Here is a 17892-nt window from a genome sequence, read left to right on the forward strand (position 1 = left end):
GTCGGCCTCGATGGGTCTGTGACGATTGTATTCCTCACATTCGGGAGATTCGGCAGGTGCGAAACTTCAATCCATACGAGGCCCGAGCGCGTGCCGACGCGAAGGAGAAGGTCGGCGAATTCTTGGACAAAATAGGCAAGACCGACCTTGGCGAGTTCTCGGAGGAAGAGGCCGAAGAACTGCTGACGGTTGTCATCCACGAATTCGGCGAGAGCCTGCGCAGTCAGGTTGCCGAGTTGAGGGCTCCGTTCTGATGCGGCTGCTGGTTACGGGTGGTCGCGATTTTACCAACCGAGAGTTGGCGTTCTCAGCCTTGAACAAACTCGATGCCGAGAACTGCATAGACGTCGTGATACACGGCGCGGCCAAGGGTGCGGACACGCTTGCTGCGCGGTGGTGCGCAGCAATGAATGTCCCGGTGTGGCCATTCCCCGCCGAATGGAGACGCCACCAAAACGCGGCTGGGCCAATCCGCAATCAGCGAATGATCGACGAGGCCGCCCCCAGCCACGTCCTAGCCTTTTCCGGCGGCAACGGCACCGCCGACATGGTGCGCCGTGCGCGCGCCGCAAATATCCCCGTTATCGAGGTTCCTGCGCATGTTCACTAAGCCCGCCGCCGAAGCACCCTACGCCCTTCATGGCGAGCGCATTGCAGACCTCGGCTATAGCGTGATTCCGTGCCGCCCGGGATCCAAGCGGCCCGGCGACTATAAGGCCGGGTCTTGGTATGGTCGCTTTGACTGGGGCCAGTACTGCGACCGCGCGCCGACGGAGTACGAACTGCGGACGTGGACCCGCTGGCCAGATGCCGGCCTGTGTGTCGCGCTAGGCTTCAACGACGTCATCGCGGTCGACGTGGATACCGACGACGACGCCATGCGTGCCGCGCTGTCTGCCGTCCTGCCGCACTCCACGGTGACCAAGCGCGGTGAGAAGGGCTTTACGGCGTTCTATCGCGGCAGCCGGAAGATCGAGCCGCGTCACTTTGACATCAATAAGAGCCGGGTGGTCGACCTGCTGGCGTACGGCACACAGACCGTTATTCCGCCGACCGTTCACCCCGACACGCAGCGCCCCTATGTCTGGCTGACGGACGACACGCTTGAGAACACCCATCCGCACGACCTGCCAGAACTACCGGACGACATCGCCGACCAGATTGCGGACGCGCTAGAGCCGTTCGGGTACTTCGCGCCGGCGCACGTCACCCGTGTCTCAGACGGCCTTGGTGGCGGCATCTGGCGCGACCTGAACACACAGGCGCTCGGCAAGCTAGACCTGTGGGTTCCTGAATTGGACCTGCCAAAGCTCAGCCGCAACCGGCGCGGCGGCTACGTGGCCGTGCCGCACTGGCGCCCGTCTCACCGCGGCAGGCCGCTTCATGATCGCAATCCGAACCTCAAGATTTCGGAACAGGGCATCCGCGACTTCCACGACGGAGAGAAGGGCTACACGCCCGTTGATCTCGTAATGTGCGCCATGGGCTGCACGTTCGATTTTGCGGCGGACTGGCTGAAGGCCAAGATTGGGTTTGAGGAGCCCGGTTTGCTGGGGCTCGAGCCGTGGTTTCCCAAGCGGCCCGAGCCCGTAGCGGAAAACGATAACGTGCCCGCGGCACCCGCCCAGCCGACTGAAGTTGCCGCGCCGCGAAGCAAGGTGAACCCATTCCCCCCGAAGTCAGCCGGTGGGCTGATCGAGGCCATTGCGCGCTGGACGCTTGAGACGGGACGCCGTCCCGTGCCGGAGTTCGCCATGATGACGGCAATTGCGTTCGCGGCTGGCCTGTACGGGCGGCGCTTCGTCGGTCCGACGGGCGTTGGGTTGAACGTGTATTTGGTCGGGCTCGGCGCGTCGGCTCTAGGCAAGGGCCATCCGTTGAAGGCGCTGCGCACGATCGCGAACGACTGCAACATGCTGCATATGGTGGCGGCGGGCGTGCCGACGTCTGACTCCGCGATTGAGCGCATCCTACGCAAGCTGCCTAGCCAGGTTTTGCCGCTGGATGAGTTCGGCCTGCTTATGCAGTCGGTCAACGGGCGCAATAGCTCGTCGTGGTCACAGACGGTGCGGCGTGCGTTGCTCGAGATCTATTCTCTCAGCACTGACATGTGGATGGGCAAGCAGTTCTCCGACCCGAAGCGGCCGGATCCAGAGCCGCTGCACTGCCCTACCCTGACTTTGATGTCCGTGACGACGCCGACGACGTTCTATGACGGGCTTTCGGAAGCGAACCTGTCCGACGGCTTCCTGAACCGTATGACGGTCATTCACGCGACAGAGATGCCGGACAGGCAGGAGGCGGAACCGATCATGACGGCGCCGCCGTCTTTGGTTGCGGCGGTGAAACGCGCAGAGGAAGACGCCAGGCCAACTGGCTTTGGCGGCGCGGCGTACCGCGACCCCAACCAGCGCCCGAAGATGGCAGCTGTTGGGTGGGCCACTGACGAAGCCAAGCGCCGGTGGCTGGAAATCGAAGATTGGCAGATTGGCCAGATTGAGGAGCGCAACGGGCACGAAGGCATTGTCGGACGCGCCGCGGAGCAGACGCAGAAGTTTGCGACGCTGCGGGCGCTTTCACGGGATGGCAAGGCGGCCCGCGTGACACTGGACGACGTCGAATGGGGCTATGCCATCGTTCAACGCTCAATCGACTGCCTGGACAAGGGCATTGCCGAGAACATGTCCGGCTCGGAGTTCGAGGCCGTCATGAAATCGATCTTGGCCGCACTGCGTAAGGCCAAGGGCGGAAACCTGCCGCGTTCGGTCTTGCTTCGGCAGCGCGGAGTGTCCAAGGCCGACACGCGCATGGTCAACGGCGCTTTGGACCGGCTGGTGGAAACTGGCGAGGTGGTTAGGTCCGGTGGGGCGGTGAAACTTGCCGCATAGTACTTGACTTTTGACGTCAGACATCACTATAACGACTCCCACACAGGGAGTCGTTTCCATGAACTTCGACTTTATCGCGGGATTTGTAGGCGGAGGCTTGGCGGCGTTTCTGGTGCCTGTCGTCATGCGTTGGTGGGATTCTTGGATGGCTGACGAGGCTGATCCGCTCGACGATCCTAAGAATTGGCATTGAGGTCCGCAGCATGATCCCTGACACCCCCTCAAGCGCAGCCTCTGGGATGGGCGCGGACCACGAACGCATCTGGCTTGAGCCGATGGCGCCGGTCTACGGCTGTGAAGGCCGCCAGTGGTGCCAAGATAAAGTCTGGCCGGACTGCGACGGTGATCCAGAGCCGACCGAGTACATTCGCGCCGACCTGCATCGCCAAGCCCTCTCTGCCAAGGACCGCGAGCTGGCGGAGGCGCAACGTCCTGAGGTCCGTTGCGACGGCTGCGGGTCTTCGTGGACCGAGGCCGATCTGGCGCGAGAGCGCGCTGCCAATCCCAACCTCCTGTCGTGCTGCCCAGAGCGGAAGCCTCTGACGATCGATCAGTGGAAGGCTCGTGCCGACGAAGCCCTGTCCGCGCTGCGGGAGAAGGAGGAGCGGGTCAGGGTGTTGGAGGCCTGTGTCTCCGGCGGCTTGAATGCCGTCAACGCCGCATATCAGCAGGCTAGCGCTGAACAGCTAGGCCACGACCGCACAGCGGACCGGCTCGACAAAATCGTGATGGACTGGCGCACACAGGCCCGTTCCCTCCTCACCCCCGTCTCGCGTGAACAGCGCGGGGAGGAGGCGTGATGGCTCTCGTTCAACTGCACGGCGCCGAAGCCATCCTCTACCGCGCGTGGCTTGAGCGCTTCGCTAAGCGCGGCCCTGTCACCTTTGTCGAACGGACGGCCGCATTCTTAGCGGCCAAGCGCGGAGAACGTCCCCATGTCTGAACCCATGACGCCCTCTACCAACCCGGCGCACGATGAGGCGGTGCTGCCGATCACGCCCGAACGTCTGGCCGAAGTCAGAGAGCGATTTAACGCCATCCCGCATGCCGATCCGGACAGTCTCACCGGCCATGTGAAAGGCATGTTGGCTCTTATCGACAGCATCGCCGCCGCCCCAGCCCCTGCGAGCGGGGTGGATGCGGTGAAGCACGAGGCCAATGAATGGGCCGACCTCGCATCGACCGGCTTCCAGTGGCTGAAGAACATTCGTGACGGCATTTCAACCGTCGACGACGCAATCACCAACATGGAAGAAGGCTTCAAGCACTGCCGCGAGGTTCAGGCCCTCTCCCCGGCCGCGACGAGCGGGTCGGAGGCTGGGGTTCGCTGCACCTACTGCGGCGACACCAAGATGATCGTGGATCGTGTCGATGGCGAGATCACATGTCCCGAGTGCGGCTACGCCAAGCCCTCTTCGCCTGCGGTGGTGCGGGAACCCATGGAGACCCAAGGGCCGTACGAGGCGTGGTTCTGCAAGGATACCCCGGCTGACTGCTGCGACTATGGCGTCGTCTCGCTGAGCGAAAGGCGTGAAGTTTGTCGCGTGTGGCGTGAACAGGACGCTAGGGCAATTGCCGCCACCCTATCTCCGTCCACCTCTGCCGCTGAGCCGGTGGCGTGGCGCTGGCGAGCACATAATAGCTTGAATTGGGTGTCAGGCCCCTATCAGCCTGCGAACCCAAATGGGCACCTCGTAATCCAGCCCCTCTACGCCACGCCACCCGCGCCCGCTGCGGTCGAGAGCGCGCAGGGGGTGAAGGAGGCCTGCGATGGCTGAAATCGCGGCTTGCTCAGCCTATGTCGTTCGGAGCGCTTTTTGCTCCAATGGCTTCCCGCAGACGCCAGCCTGCCGGCCGATGCGATGCCACGGATGCGGTCGATTCTCTGATGCCCGGCCGTGGTGCCAGCGTGAAGACATTCCCGAAATTTGGCTGCGACCTGACGGAAGCACCTTCATTGGCCGCGCCTCCCTCGCCACCGAGAAGGAGGGGTGAACGATGGCCAGCGCAACATGGCGCAAGGTGGCGCGCGAAGCCATCGACAAGGCACATGCGGGTCTGGATCGCGATATCGCGATGAAGGACAGGAAAGCCGCGATCGATGCAGTCTATCCCTTCGGGCCTCGAATGTACCACCCGTACAAGATCTGGCTGAGCGAACGGAAAGCTTATCTGGCGCGCTGGTCTGACGAGCCAGCCGGACCGCTCTTGAGCCCGCTGGACCGTGCGAAGGCCGCTTACGAGGCAGCCCGCCCGCGCCCCGCCAAGGAGAACGAAGGACATGGCTGAGAAGCTGACGCGCGAGCAGGCCGAGGCGTTCCTCGCGACGCTCTGGCCGTGCGGGCACATGGCCCACCTCGACAACCCCACGCGGACGTTCTTCGCGGCGCTGATCGGGCGTGTCCCGCAGGGCATCCCCTACGAAGATCATCCCTACAATGGGGCTGACGATATGGCGAAGCTCCGCACCATGGCGGAGATCATGCGGCAGATCGCCAGCCATATCGAGACGCCCGGTCAGGAGGCAGTGCCGTGAAGCTGAGCAAGGTCAAATTCGCGCAACAGGCGTCATACATCTCGAAAAATGCGGCGGCGTGGGCGTCTGACTGTCTCGACCTGATCGATATCTATCCCGACATGCGGCCGGAAGACGTCTTCCGGTTCACCGAGGAAATGCGTGCCCGCCTTGCCAATCTGGACGGGTTGGCCCGCGCCGCCCTGGAGGCCAGCCATGATCGATGAGAAGGCGCTTTCGAGCGCGATGGAAGCGTACAGCCCGCAGACGCAGAGTCAGCCGGATCGCGATAGGCTCGCTCGAGCAATTGCCGCCTACCTCCAAGCCCTCAGCCCCGGCTCTACCGGAGAGACGGACGGGTGGGTGCTCGTGCCGAAGGACGCTCTCAGCTGGCTCAACGGCGAACACGAAGACGGCTTTGAACGCCCTGCCCATGCTCGGGGTAATTTCTGGTGGCGAACCGAATTCAAGCGCCGCGCCATGCTCGCTGCGGCGGGAGGGCGCGATGAGTGAGCCGGTGCGTCTTCAGCTTTCGCGTCGGAAGGGTTTCGACCTGCAGGTTCTATCGCAAGCCACAAACGGTCTTTTGGCCGTCAATGTGTCGCGTCCCGGCTGGTTTGGAAACCCGTTTACGCGCGCGTCCGCCATCGAGAGCGGATACGCCACCGACGATACATGGCAGGCATTCGTCGTTGAGTGCTTCCGAGATTGGCTAGGGCCAAGTCAGTCGGGACGGGATTGGTGGCAGGGGCATCAGAGTGATGAGCGCCGTCGCGGGATACTCAAAGACCTTCCGACATTGCGCGGCAAGAACCTCGCCTGCTGGTGCAAGCCTGACGCGCCCTGCCATGCCGATGTCCTGCTCGAACTAGCGAACCGGCCGATCTGCGAAGAGGTGTCCCCATGACCGCCCCTGCCGCGATGCCGAGCCGAGAGCAGGTCGAGGCCGAAATCCTGCCGATGACCTACGAAGGCGCGGACCTCACCGAATGCGTGGAAAGAGTGCTCGCCCTCTTCGCCCCGATCCTGGCGGAGAAGGAGCGGGAGATCGAGGCTTCCATCGAAAGCCATGATGCATGGGCCACGATCTGGAACGACAAGCTTGAAGCAGCCGAAGCCCGCGCCCTAGCCGCAGAAGCCGCTTTGGAGAACGCGCTGGATGCTTTGAAGCCATTTAGCGCACTCGCTGACTCCTATTTCTATCGATACGAAACGCGCCCCGGTGTGTTCCGGGAAAGCCACGAGGACGACCACGACGAGAGGGCCGTTTACGGGATAAACCGAGTCGAGATCACGACCGGACACCTCCGCCGTGCCCGCGCCGCCATAGCGCAAATTGCTGCGCCAGGCGCAGCAATGGAGGCGCAGTGATGTACGGCGACGACGAAGATTGCGAAGCTTTTCGCAACGGCTGGATGGCTCGCGAGAACGACGTTGACGGCGACCTCAACCCGTACAGCGAGACCGCGCAGGCATATTCGCACGCGCAATGGGATAGCGGCTGGTGTCGCTGCTACAGCACATACAAACACCGCGAGGAAATCGGGCCGGTTTCGCGGCCTTGGGAGCACTAGCCATGACCCCCGCGAATGATAACCGCCCTGTCTTCGTCGATCGAAAGACGGCGGCAGCAATGCTCATGATCAGTGTCGACACCTTTGACCTGTGGCTGCGCCAGGGTTTCATTCCGCCGGCGAACGTCAACCGCGGCCAAATTGTCCGTTGGCATTGGCCGAGCGTCGAGCAAAAGTTGGTTGGCGTGACCGCGACACAAGACGAGGGCCGTAAGATGATGGAAGGACCGTACGTTCGGAAGAGACGAAATGCCTAAGCGCAAGTTCGACGATGACGTGCCGATTGGTGTGGTGTGCATCCGCAAACCCGGTGGCAAAACGTATTGGTACTACACGCCGAACCGCGGCAAGCCGAACGAAGGCAAGCGGGTGCGCTTGCCCGAATACGGCACGCCAGAGTGGCATGAAGAACTTGCGCGGATAAAGCGTGGCGACAAGGCTGCGGCATACGACATGCGCGCGCTGGTGGATGATTACAAGGCGAGCCCCGCGTGGACGGGCAAGGCTGATTCCACAAAGGCAACCTATCTGTCGGCAATCGGCCCGATCCTTGACCATTGGGGCGACTGGGAGCCGTCAGAGATCACGGTCACTCACGTTATCACGCTGATGAGCAATCTGGCGGACACGCCGTCGATGGCCAACATGGCTCTGACCGTGACCAAGTTCCTCATGAAGTACGCCGTGCAGAAGGGTCTGAGGGCCGACAACCCGGCTCGAGAGGTGGACACGCTAGACGAGGCCGAAGACGGCGCGAAGCCGATCACGCCAGCCGCATGGGCCGCCCTCCGCGACCCGGCGTGCCCGGTAGCTGTGCACCGTCTCGGAGTGCTTGGCCGCTATACGGGTCAGCGGATTTCGGATCTGATCACGATGCGGCCTTGCGACCGAGACGAGGATGGCATCAGCCACAAAATCAAGAAGCTCAAGAACCGGCCGCATTGGTCGTTCTTGACGCCCGATCAGGCTGCGGAGGTTGACGGTTGGAGCGCGCCACCGATCACGCCGTACATAATTCGCCCCGACGGTAAGGCGTACATCACCGACCGCCTGCGGGACGCCTGGAATGCTTATGCGCGGACAGATGCGGGCAAGGCGCTTGCGGAGTTTAGCCCTCACGACCTGCGCGCGACGAAGGTTTGTGATGAGCGAATCGCCGGCAAGACACACCAGCAGATTGCAGCCATGGTCGGCATGTCGATTCAGAAAGTGATGCACTACAGCAAGCACATCGACCAACGCCAAGCGGCACGAGGAGCTTGAGGGTAGTGGTATTAACATGGACACCTACAGCGAAGGCGAACGCTTACGAGCTTGTCGCCAACTGGCACGACGATCAAGGGCGCGGTTTTGCGAAGATGGCAGACGATGAGCCGCGCATTGACGCGGCGACTCGTGAGAAGGCCAGGGCCGCATCAGCCCACCACTTCGGATCCGCAGCGGCTTTGCGGAATAAGGCTTACGACACCAGGCGCCGAGCCCTCTAAGAACCACAAAGCCCGCCGCCACTAAGGCAGCGGGCTTTCCCGCTTTAAGGCTTTTGCAATTCCGCAAGCGTCCACAAGGAACCAAAAACGCCCCTCAAAAGCGGTTTACAGAGTGCCGGTTAGTTCCGCCTAAGTTCCCCGGCTGTTCCGGTAAACCAGTAAACCGGACTCTAGCAATATCAGTTACTTAGCCAATAATTGCATAAGGGTTCGTAAAGCGTGCGCTGCGGTAAGAATAACACAGCCGTCGCGGGAACGTGATTGATTTTGCAGAAACGCAAGCGACCCAGATCGAGTTCTGGATATTGCGCAAAATCGGAAGCCCTGCCTAAAAGCCGGCAGGAAACGCACAGGAACCGATCGACCCTACCTTCACCTGCTTCGACAGAGGATTCAGATGAACTCGCTTAATCGCTATGCGCCGCAGGCACTCGGCCTGCTGCGCATCATCACCGCGCTGATTTTCATCCTGCACGGCCTGCAAAAACTGTTCGGTTTCCCCGCCCCGCCCGCCGGCGGCGCACTGCCCGCAGCCTTCACGCTCTACTGGTTCGCGGGCATGCTCGAATTCGTCGGCGGCCTGCTCGTGCTCGTCGGATTCCAGACCCGGATCGTCGCCTTCATCCTCTCGGGCCAGATGGCCTTCGCCTATTGGATGGCTCACGCGCCGAAGAGCATTTACCCCGCGCTGAACAGCGGCGACGCGGCGATCCTCTACTGCTTCATCTTCCTCTATCTCGTCTTCGCCGGCGCCGGCGCCTTCGCGATCGACAAGGGAAGCCGCGGCTGAGGCCAAGACTGTCGCCCTTAACAAGGCTGTCACCCTGAAGCAGAAAGGCCCGCCTCCGAAGGGAAGCGGGCCTTTTTTCTTGCGTCGATCAGGCGCGAATCAGACGGCGGCCGAGATCCAGCGCGAGAGATCGCTCTTGGGAGCGGCGCCGACCTTCTGCGAAGCGAGCTTGCCGTCCTTGAACAGCATCAGCGTCGGGATCGAGCGGATGCCGAACTGAGCCGGGATCTGCTGATTCTCGTCGACGTTCATCTTCACGATCTTGACCTTGCCCTGCAGCTCGGTCGCGATCTCTTCGAGCGCCGGGCCGATCATGCGGCAGGGACCGCACCACTCCGCCCAGAAATCCACCACGACCGGCTCCGAGGACTTCAGGACATCGGCCTCGAAGCTCTGATCGGTTACCTTGTTCGTCGCCATGACTGGCCGCCTTTCGGTTTCAATGGGCGGCAAGACCACCCTTCGCCAGCGAAGCTATGAACGACCGCCCTTCCGGTCAAGGCGCGCGCAGGGCAGGGCTGAAACGTGCCGCGTGCGTTACGACCCGGCGGACAGCAGACTCGCCCCGACATTGATCGCCATCGCCAGGATCGAGGTGTTGAAGATGAAGGTCAGCACGGATTGCAGCAGCACGATGGCGCGCGCGTGATGCGTGGTCACGGCGATGTCGGAGGTCTGGGACGTACAGCCGATCGTATAGGAGAAGTACAGAAAATCGACATAGTTGGGGTCGGCCTTGCCCGGGAAATCCAGGCAGGGCTGAGCCTTGCCGTCCCGGTAGTAGAGATAGGCGTAATGCAGGGTGAAAAAGGCGTGCAGCAGCGTCCATGAGCACACGATCGTGATGCCGGCCAAGGCAAGATGGCCGCTTCGCTCGCCGGCAGAGACAGCCCCGAGACCCGAGAGCTGAAACGCAATCGCGGCAAGGCTCGCGCTCGCGGCGAGGCAGGCGATGACGAGGATGGCGAAGGCGCCTTCATCCTGCCTTTCGGCCCGCGTCCGGATTTGATGCACCGACTCCCGGAAGGTGGTCGATGCATGGAGCACCAGGAAGAGCAGCGCGCCCACATCCCAGGCGACGACGAGGCGCGTCGCCCAGCGCCAGTGGCCGGGCAACACCGCGGCCAGCACGGCGCCCGCCGCCAGCGCCAGCAGAAGGCGGGGGCGCAGCAGCAAAGATGGCAGGATCTTCATGGCGGGAGCAGTCCGTGCGAGGCGGTTAGAGTATCGTCCGATACCTCGCACGCCAAGGCCGCCAGGGCTGCATCGAGCCTTTCGGCTCCGATCTCGAAACAGGACAGATTGGCCGTATAGACCAGCAGAGCCCGTATCCTGCGACCGGGATAGATCTCCCGCAGCAGCGCCGCATAGGCGGCGAGCTGAGCGACCGTCGTCGCCGGAATTGCATCGGCGCTCGCCGGTGGACGAGCCGCCGTCTTGAAGTCGGCGATGATCACTCTGTCCGACGTGACGGCAAGCCGGTCGATACGCCCGGATACCGCACGCACCGACCCATCCGGCAGCCTGATTGCGCCGGAAACGGGTGCTTCTGCCAGAGCATCATCGGCGAATAATTCCTCAAGCGCGGGCGCCTTGAGCAGATCCAGCGCCATCGCGGCGATCTCGTTGCGCCGCGCCGGTCGCAGGGCGCGGCCACGGGCTTCGGCCAATGTCCGCACCGTCTCCTCGCGGCGGTTCTCCGGGACTTCCGGCAGGACCTGCAGCAGGAGATGCGCCAGCCGGCCAGCCGTGGCCGCCTCGGCCAGAAACGGCCCATCGCCCGGTCGCTCCTCGCCATTGGCGGCAGCGAGCGCGCCAGAGGGCTTCAAAGGCGGCAAGGGCTCGGCCTCGCGCGGAACCGGGCGGGCGAGCCAACCTGGAGCCATGACCTTGGCGGCGCCGGTTTTCGTTGCGATGTCTTCAGACGGCGCCGGCGGTGTCACGCTGAAACGCTGGATCGCCCCGTCGCCTCCCCCGACCTCCTGCAACCCGGCCTCGGAAGCAGCCAGGCCCTCTGCGATCATCGCGTACCAGCTTCCCTTCGGCGCCTCGCCCTTGGGTTGCGCGGCGCAGACGATCAGCCGGTCCTCGGCGCGGGTCATCGCGACATAGAGCAGGCGATGATGTTCCTCGACCATCTGGTCGACGACCCTGGCCTTGGCGCCCGACGTCGCGGGCGTGTCCTCGGCGCTGGCCGGCGGCCAAATCGGGACCAGCACCCCGTTGGACGCTGGCACGGCAAGAATCTTGGGAAGACGTTTCGCACCCGGTTCAGGGCCGAGATCGGCAAGGATGACGATTTTCGCCTCCAGCCCCTTCGAGCCGTGCACGGTCATGACACGGACCTCGCCGGCGCTGGCCGAGAGATCGCGCTTCACATCGGCGGCGCTGCCGGTGACATGCTGGAGGAAGCCGGCGAGCGATGGGCCATAACGCCGCTCATGGTCGAGCGCGGCGTTGAGAAAAGCGTCGAGTGCGTCACCCGCCTCGGCGCCGAGCCGCGCCAGTGCCAGATTGCGCCCACCGCCCGGGCCGAGCAGGTCGGCGAAGAAGCGGAACGGTCCGCAGCGTCCCGCCTCACTTGTCCAGTGAACGAGCTTTGCTTCGGCGGCGGCATAGCGCGGCTCGTTTTCGGCAGCCTCCTGCAAGGCGGCGCGCAGCGAACCTTTGCGGCCCGGCGCGAGACGCAGCAGATCGTCGTCGTTCAGATCGATCAGCGGCGTCTTGAGCGCGGTCGCCAAGGTTAGGTCGTCGTCCGGTAGCAGCAGAGCGCGGCCGAGTACGACCAAATCCTCCACCGCGGGGTGTTCGGCGAGCGTCAGGCGATCACGGCCGGCGACAGGAACGCCGGCATCCTTCAACGCCTTGACGATCGCCTCGAACAGCGCGCCGCGCTGGCGCAGCAGGATCATGACGTCGCCGGCCTCGAACGGATGGCCGCGATCGTCGCGACGATCGCGATGCCAGCGCTGCAGAGTATCAGCGATCCGCCCGGCGAGCTTGACGGTGCCGCTGCGCCGCTCCGGCGCGTCGACCGGCGTGGTCCAGGCATCGGGCGGCTCGCCCGTATCGTTGGCGGCAATTGGCCAGATATCGACTGTGCCGGGCGCGCTGCGGCGCACCGTGTCGTGCGTCTCGGGCCGTGCCGCGCCGTCGAAGACGAGGCCGCGCGCATGTTCCGGCAGGGCGAAGACCGCATCGACCGCCTGCATGATGTCCGGCGCCGAGCGGAAGGAGGTGTTGAGGCTGATCGCCTCAAAAGCGAGCTCGGCGGCGGCGACCCGTGTTTCGAGTGCGCGTCGTTCTTCGCCGAAGGCGGCGGGCGCAGCCCCCTGGAAACCATAGATCGACTGCTTCTCGTCGCCGACGACGAAGATGGTGCGCGGTTTCAGCCTGAGATCGCCGCCGCTGACGAACTCCTCGGCGAGCTTGCGCAAAATGGCCCATTGCGCCTCGCCGGTATCCTGCGCCTCGTCGAGCAGGATATGGTCGATGCCGGCATCGAGCTTGTAGAGCACCCAGGCCGCCTCGACTCGCTCCAGCAGCGAGCGCGTGCGCGCGATCAGGTCGTCGTAATCGAGCAACGAGCGCAGACTCTTCTGGCGCTGGTAGGATGCCAGCATCCGCGTCACCAGCAGGGCCAGCGCCGCGCTGCGATCGCGGATGGCGATGGCGTTCAACCGGTCCGCCGCCGCGAGCAGGCAATCCGCCAGCGCTTCCAGCGTCGCAAGCAGAGCGCCGTCGAAGGCGGAACTCCCCCGCCCGCGCACATTGCTGTTGATCGTGCCGGCCTCGGTGATGAAGCCGCGCCGGCAGAAGGCGACGGGATCGCCATCATCCTGCCCGGCCAGCAGCGTGCGCAGGTTCGCAGCGAAATCCTGCCGGGTCTTGCTGCCACCGCCCAGCACCTCGATCAGCGCCGTCAGACCCGGCAACGTGGCAAGCTCGGCACGGAACGCAGCCTTGACCGTCTCGGCGTCGAGATCGGGTGCGATGCCGAGGAAGGTGGCGATGCCGGCGCGCATTTCCTCCGGATCACGAGCCCGGCCATTCTCGTCGCTGAACAAGGCACGCTGGCGCAGGGCCTCCTGCACCATGCTCTCGAAGGAATCCTGCGCCGCCAGCCGCGCCAGCAGGTCGAGCGCCCTGGCCTCCGCCCCCTGTGGATCGGCGGCGACGAGAGCGAGCAGGTCGCGGCGCGCCTCGCGCAGCATCTCGGCCTGGGCCAGATCATCCGCCACCTCGAAGCGCGGCGGGACATTGGCCTCGAAGGGCGCGGCCTGCAGCACGCGGGTGCAGAAGGCATGGATCGTCTCGATCCTGAGACCGCCGGGCGTCTCCAGCGATTCCGCGAAAAGCCGGCGAGCCTTGGCCTGCTCGGCCAGGGTCGGCGCCCGGCCGGTCAGTTGCGTCAGCGCGCGGCGCAAAGCCTCCGCATCGAGCGTCGCCCAGTTGCCGAGCGCCTTGAAGATGCGGTTCGCCATATTGGCGGCCGCCGCCTTGGTATAGGTGATGCAGAGCATGCGGCCGGGCGGAACGCCGTCGAGCAAGAGCCGCAGGACGCGGTTGACCAGCACATGGGTCTTGCCCGAGCCGGCATTGGCCGAAACCCAGGCGGAGAGCCCCGGATCGGCGGCCTGCGCCTGCCTCTGGTTGGTCAGCGGCGGGACGATCCAGCCCGGCTTCACGGCTCGCCCCCGTCGTCACCTTCGGATGCCGCCGACCATTCCTTGACCCGCGCGAGATGGTCATAGGGGCTGGCATAGCGGATGTAATCGGGCGCCCGGCGCGAGACGTAGGGCTCGCGGCCGGAACGCAGCGCGTCGAGATGCTTGAGCAGGTTTTCGAGATGGCGGGCGGCCACGTCGGCCAGCGGCTCGCCGTCGAATTCGAGCGGCTTGTCCTTGGCCCAGCCCTTCGGATCGTGATGCAGCTTCATGTAGAGCAAGGCGGAAACCGGCATCGGTCCGGCGAGCCCCTTGAAGCCGGTGCGAGCGGCGAGCTCGGCTTCAAGTGTGAGTTGCGGTGCAAAGCCTTTCTCGACCTGCGCCTTGCTCGGCGGCGCGCCGGTCTTGAAATCGACGATGCGCAAGCTCGGCTCGCGCGTCAGCTCGATGCGGTCGGCGCGGCCATGCAGGCGGAACTCGCTGCCATCGGCCAATTTGAAGCTCGCGCCGGTGCCGAGTTCGACGCCGATGCGTGCGATATCGCCCCGACGGCGCTCCTCCCAGCGGATGAAATGGCCAGCCGTCAGCAGGAAGCGCGGCCACCAGAAGGCGCGTACCTCGGGCACATCGTCATAGGCGTGGAACAGGCGGTTGCCGATGGCGACCACCTGCCCCAGCGCATCGGCGGGCAATTGCTCGGGGTAGGTCTTGGTGAAGTCCTCGACGATGCCGTGCAGCAGCTTGCCGCGGTCCTGCGCGGTCGGGTCCTCGATCAATTTGTCGAGCGCATCGAGCCCCAGGATCTTGCGGGCATGGATCTGGTATGGGTCGCGATAGAGCGTCTCGACCTCGGTGACGCTGAGGGAAAGCGGCTGCAACTCGCGCGGCGGACGTGGCGCCGGGCGTCCGACCGGCTTCGCATGGGCGGGAGCGCTGAGGAGGCCGGCGAGGCCGCGCAGCTTTTCGCCCTCCGCCATCGCCTTCTGCCAGACCGGTGCCGGCGTCACCGCCTGCAGGCGCTGCCAGAAACGCGAGGCGATGGTTTCCGCCTCGCCGGCCTTGCGCGGGCGTGTCAGCGTGACAGAGCGCGCCATCAGCGCCTGCACGAAATCATGCGCCGTCTGGCCGATGCGTCGCTCCGGCGGCGTCAGACCCAGCTCGGCGCGCATCGGCCGGTTGATGAAGGAATCGGTCGTGGTCTGCGGCGGCCAGACGGTTTCGTTCAGCCCGCCGAGCACGATATGGTCGGCTTCGAGCAAGCGCGCTTCGAGCAGCCCCCAGATCGCCACGCGGGGGTGGCCAGGCGCTTTCCGTGTCACCGCGCGCTCGCCCAGCAATCCGTCGAGGATCGCGACGAAATCCTGCGCCCGGCCGCCCGGCGGCATTACGGTCTCGGCAGCGGTCAGCTCGTCGAACAGGCCCGAGAGGGCTTCGCCATCCGGCCCGGCGAAGGCGAGTGGCTGCCCTGCCTCGTCGGCGCTGAAGGCTGTAACGGCCTCGCGCGCGGCCTTGAAGACCGCAGCCAGCGACGGTTCTTCGAGGAAAAGCGCTTCAAGCAAGGGGGCGCTCGCCCGCTCGATGGCGCGGAGCAGCTCTGTTGCGGCGGAACGGTCCTCGATCGTCAGTCGCCCTCGGGGACCGGGTACATGCCGCCCTTCGCGCAATTCGTCCCATTGGTCGAGCGCGATATGCAGGCCGGCGAGGCCTCTGCCGACCGCGTTCCCGCGCCACACGCCGATTTCCAGTGCCGCCGCGCCAAGCTCGACCGCCCCGCGGCTCAAGCCCAACCGGCAGAGCGGATGGGCAAGCAGCGGAACCAATGTCGTCGGCGTCATCTGCGCCAGAGCCGCTTCGAGAATCAGCCGGAGCAGCGAGCCCGCCGGCCAGCGGCCGAGCGGCAAACCGGCGGAATCGTCGACCTCGACATCCCAGCGCCTGAGTTCCACGGCGACGCGCTCGGCAAGGCCGCGATCCGGCGTTACCAGCGCGGCATGATGGCCGGACTGCTCCAAGGCCTCACGCAGCGCCAAAGCGACGATCAGCGCCTCCTCGCGCTCATCCGCCGCCTCGACGATGCGCAGTTCGGCGAAGGCCGCTTCGGCAGCCTCGGAGGGAATGCGCTGGCCGAGATCCGACCAGAGTTCGGTCACGGAGGCCGGCAGCATCGCCTCCCGAGCGAGGTCGGCGCGGGCAGCACGGGGCGCATCGGGCTTGGCGAGCTCGCGAACATCGTCGCGCGTCGCCTGAAGCACCTCCATCAGATGATGCAGGGCTGCCTGCGGGTGCGAAGGAGCGGGCTCGTCCTTGATCGCGCTCCAGGCTCGCTCTGGCAGGGCAAGGTCGATTCCGGGCAGCACGACCGCCCCATTCGGCAGGCGAGTGATAGCCGCCAGGAGCTCGGCCGTTGCGGGCACCGTGCCGGTCGAACCGGCCGCGATGATCGGCCCCTTGGCTCCGCCGGCGAGCAAACGCTCGCGTTCGGCCGCCAGCATGCGGTTGCGGAAGGCGGCAGGATCGCAGGCGCCGAGATCGGCGAGGATCTGCGGCCAGGCCTCGCCCAGAATGCCGAGGAAGCCGGCATTGAGCTGCCAGACCTTGTCGAAGCGGGCGGCATCGAGGCTGCCCAGCCTTTCGACCGGAACACGCTCGGTCTGCATCTGGTCGAGCAGCGCCGCGAGATCACCGGCAAGTCCATAGGCCTCGGCCAGCGTCGCCGGCACCAGCGAGGGTTCCGAAGGATCGAGCCGGAGATGGCTGCGGTTGGCACTGCGGCCCCAGGCATCGACCAGCCGGGTCAGCAGCATGCGGCGCGGCAGCGGCTCGATCGGCACGATCCGCTCGCCCATCCAGGCACCGGAGCCGATCAGAGAGGTCTCGACCTCGTCGACATCGCCGAGCGGGACGATGCGTGGGAGCAGCAGCGGCTTGCCACCGAGCTTGTCAGCGAGGATCGCGGTGAAGGCGCGGGCAGCACGGCGCGTCGGCAGATAAAGCGTCGCGCGCGCCATCGCGGCGGGATCGGACGGATCATGGACCGGGCCGAGGCGGCCATCCAGCATCGCCTGTGCCAGCACCTCCAGGAAGGGGGCGCCGGCCGGGATGCTGAACAGGTTGAGCTCAGGCATCGACCGCCTGGGCGGCGGCAAGCGCGGCCTCGGCCGGCGCGATCGCCTCGGGGGTGCCGACATGGAGCCAGCGGCCTTCCAGCACTTCGCCGAACAGCCGCCCCTTCGCGATGGCGCGGTCGAAGAGCAGGTTGAGCGAGAACGGCCCGTCGGGCGTCTCGGCGAAGAGCTCGGGCTTCAGGATGGCGACGCCGGCATAGACGTAGGGCGCGCGTGCTGCCCCGCCGCGGCGCGCCAGGCGGCCATCCTCGTCACAGAAGAAGTCGCCGGCGCCGTCGAAGCCGAGGCTGGTGTCCATGTCGGCGAGCAGGAGCAGGATGTCCATGCGCTCGGGGTCCCAGCTCTGCGCCATCGCCGGCAGGGCCGGTTTGCCGGTCTCGCGCCAGAGCGCATCGGAGTTGGTGTGAAAGAAGGGCGTCGTCCCGAGCAGGGGCAGCGCCTTCTTCACGCCGCCGCCGGTCTCGAGCAGTTCGGCGCGTTCGTCGGAAATGGTGATGCGCGGAGTGAGCCGGCCGGCGAGATGTGCCTCGACCTGACCGGCGAGGTGATGGACATTGACCACCGCCTGCTCGACGCCTGCATCCGCCAGCCGGTCGAGCATATGGTCGAGCATGGTCCGCCCGGCGATCTTCACCAGCGGCTTCGGCAGCGTGTCGGTGATCGGGCGCATGCGCTGGCCGAGCCCGGCCGCAAGCACCATGGCCCGGCGGATCGGCGGCGAGGCGGATGTGGTCACGCGAATCTCCCTGTTGGACGACCGAAGCTAGCAGACAAGCCCGCGAACCACATCGCCTCGCGGTCGAAGCTCGGCAGGAATCGTGCCGGCAATCAATCCATATAAAGACA

General features: G+C 65.2%; 22 protein-coding genes. 17 read left to right on the forward strand and 5 right to left on the reverse strand.

The features are described 5' to 3' along the window. The first annotated feature begins 56 nt into the window (after positions 1–56). From CE453_RS26380 to CE453_RS26450, 17 genes are all read left to right on the forward strand, one after another. The gene (locus tag CE453_RS26380) at positions 57–254 is read left to right on the forward strand and encodes a DUF6511 domain-containing protein (RefSeq protein WP_089177296.1); all 198 of its coding nucleotides are present in this window, start codon (positions 57–59) and stop codon (positions 252–254) included. Further along, a complete protein-coding gene (locus CE453_RS26385) occupies positions 254–610 on the forward strand; it encodes a DUF2493 domain-containing protein (RefSeq protein ID WP_089177297.1) in 357 nt (118 codons plus the stop codon). The genes CE453_RS26380 and CE453_RS26385 overlap by 1 nt, the downstream gene beginning before the upstream one ends. After that, a complete protein-coding gene (locus CE453_RS26390; RefSeq protein ID WP_089177298.1) occupies positions 600–2888 on the forward strand; it encodes a bifunctional DNA primase/polymerase in 2289 nt (762 codons plus the stop codon). The genes CE453_RS26385 and CE453_RS26390 overlap by 11 nt, the downstream gene beginning before the upstream one ends. A 58-nt stretch (positions 2889–2946) precedes the next feature. Next, positions 2947–3081 carry a hypothetical protein gene (locus tag CE453_RS29515; RefSeq protein ID WP_282568767.1) on the forward strand — a complete coding sequence of 45 codons (135 nt, stop codon included), beginning with the start codon at positions 2947–2949 and terminating at the stop codon, positions 3079–3081. Between the two features lie 46 nt (positions 3082–3127). Next, complete coding sequence (locus CE453_RS26395) at positions 3128–3688, forward strand: hypothetical protein (protein ID WP_089177299.1); 561 nt, start codon at positions 3128–3130, stop codon at positions 3686–3688. Further along, entirely contained in the window at positions 3688–3831 is a 144-nt protein-coding gene (locus CE453_RS28840; RefSeq protein WP_157733212.1) for a hypothetical protein, read from the forward strand. The genes CE453_RS26395 and CE453_RS28840 overlap by 1 nt, the downstream gene beginning before the upstream one ends. Beyond that, entirely contained in the window at positions 3824–4666 is an 843-nt protein-coding gene (locus CE453_RS26400; protein ID WP_157733213.1) for a TFIIB-type zinc ribbon-containing protein, read from the forward strand. The genes CE453_RS28840 and CE453_RS26400 overlap by 8 nt, the downstream gene beginning before the upstream one ends. Before the next feature lie 220 nt (positions 4667–4886). After that, on the forward strand, positions 4887–5177 hold the full coding sequence (locus tag CE453_RS26405; RefSeq protein ID WP_089177301.1) for a hypothetical protein: 291 nt from the start codon (positions 4887–4889) through the stop codon (positions 5175–5177). Then, entirely contained in the window at positions 5170–5424 is a 255-nt protein-coding gene (locus tag CE453_RS26410) for a hypothetical protein (RefSeq protein ID WP_089177302.1), read from the forward strand. The genes CE453_RS26405 and CE453_RS26410 overlap by 8 nt, the downstream gene beginning before the upstream one ends. After that, positions 5421–5630 carry a hypothetical protein gene (locus CE453_RS26415; RefSeq protein WP_089177303.1) on the forward strand — a complete coding sequence of 70 codons (210 nt, stop codon included), beginning with the start codon at positions 5421–5423 and terminating at the stop codon, positions 5628–5630. Before CE453_RS26410 ends, CE453_RS26415 begins: the two co-directional genes overlap by 4 nt. After that, positions 5620–5916 carry a hypothetical protein gene (locus CE453_RS26420; protein WP_089177304.1) on the forward strand — a complete coding sequence of 99 codons (297 nt, stop codon included), beginning with the start codon at positions 5620–5622 and terminating at the stop codon, positions 5914–5916. Before CE453_RS26415 ends, CE453_RS26420 begins: the two co-directional genes overlap by 11 nt. Beyond that, a complete protein-coding gene (locus tag CE453_RS26425) occupies positions 5909–6310 on the forward strand; it encodes a DUF4326 domain-containing protein (protein WP_089177305.1) in 402 nt (133 codons plus the stop codon). The genes CE453_RS26420 and CE453_RS26425 overlap by 8 nt, the downstream gene beginning before the upstream one ends. Beyond that, entirely contained in the window at positions 6307–6774 is a 468-nt protein-coding gene (locus CE453_RS26430; protein WP_089177306.1) for a hypothetical protein, read from the forward strand. Before CE453_RS26425 ends, CE453_RS26430 begins: the two co-directional genes overlap by 4 nt. After that, positions 6774–6977: a hypothetical protein gene (locus tag CE453_RS26435; RefSeq protein WP_089177307.1), complete on the forward strand. Its 204-nt coding sequence runs from the start codon at positions 6774–6776 to the stop codon at positions 6975–6977. Before CE453_RS26430 ends, CE453_RS26435 begins: the two co-directional genes overlap by 1 nt. A 2-nt stretch (positions 6978–6979) precedes the next feature. Next, a complete protein-coding gene (locus CE453_RS26440; protein ID WP_089177308.1) occupies positions 6980–7234 on the forward strand; it encodes a hypothetical protein in 255 nt (84 codons plus the stop codon). After that, positions 7227–8240: a tyrosine-type recombinase/integrase gene (locus tag CE453_RS26445; RefSeq protein ID WP_089177309.1), complete on the forward strand. Its 1014-nt coding sequence runs from the start codon at positions 7227–7229 to the stop codon at positions 8238–8240. Before CE453_RS26440 ends, CE453_RS26445 begins: the two co-directional genes overlap by 8 nt. A gap of 621 nt (positions 8241–8861) precedes the next feature. Then, positions 8862–9254: a DoxX family protein gene (locus tag CE453_RS26450; protein WP_089177310.1), complete on the forward strand. Its 393-nt coding sequence runs from the start codon at positions 8862–8864 to the stop codon at positions 9252–9254. Positions 9255–9353: 99 nt separating this feature from the next. Here the strand turns inward: CE453_RS26450 and trxA are convergent, their stop codons facing one another. The 5 genes from trxA to CE453_RS26475 all read right to left on the reverse strand — a co-directional run bounded on the left by trxA (position 9354) and on the right by CE453_RS26475 (position 17782). Then, positions 9354–9674 carry a thioredoxin gene (trxA, locus tag CE453_RS26455; protein WP_089177311.1) on the reverse strand — a complete coding sequence of 107 codons (321 nt, stop codon included), beginning with the start codon at positions 9672–9674 and terminating at the stop codon, positions 9354–9356. Between the two features lie 117 nt (positions 9675–9791). Continuing rightward, a complete protein-coding gene (locus tag CE453_RS26460; protein WP_089177312.1) occupies positions 9792–10448 on the reverse strand; it encodes a DUF1345 domain-containing protein in 657 nt (218 codons plus the stop codon). Beyond that, entirely contained in the window at positions 10445–13942 is a 3498-nt protein-coding gene (gene addA / locus CE453_RS26465; RefSeq protein ID WP_089177313.1) for a double-strand break repair helicase AddA, read from the reverse strand. Before addA ends, CE453_RS26460 begins: the two co-directional genes overlap by 4 nt. Then, a complete protein-coding gene (addB, locus tag CE453_RS26470; RefSeq protein WP_157733214.1) occupies positions 13939–17046 on the reverse strand; it encodes a double-strand break repair protein AddB in 3108 nt (1035 codons plus the stop codon). Before addB ends, addA begins: the two co-directional genes overlap by 4 nt. Next, the gene (locus CE453_RS26475) at positions 17039–17782 is read right to left on the reverse strand and encodes a nucleotidyltransferase family protein (RefSeq protein ID WP_472840964.1); all 744 of its coding nucleotides are present in this window, start codon (positions 17780–17782) and stop codon (positions 17039–17041) included. Before CE453_RS26475 ends, addB begins: the two co-directional genes overlap by 8 nt. Between the last annotated feature and the right edge of the window lie 110 nt (positions 17783–17892).

The sequence above is a fragment of the Bosea sp. AS-1 genome, assembly GCF_002220095.1.
Taxonomy (GTDB): Bacteria; Pseudomonadota; Alphaproteobacteria; order Rhizobiales; family Beijerinckiaceae; genus Allobosea.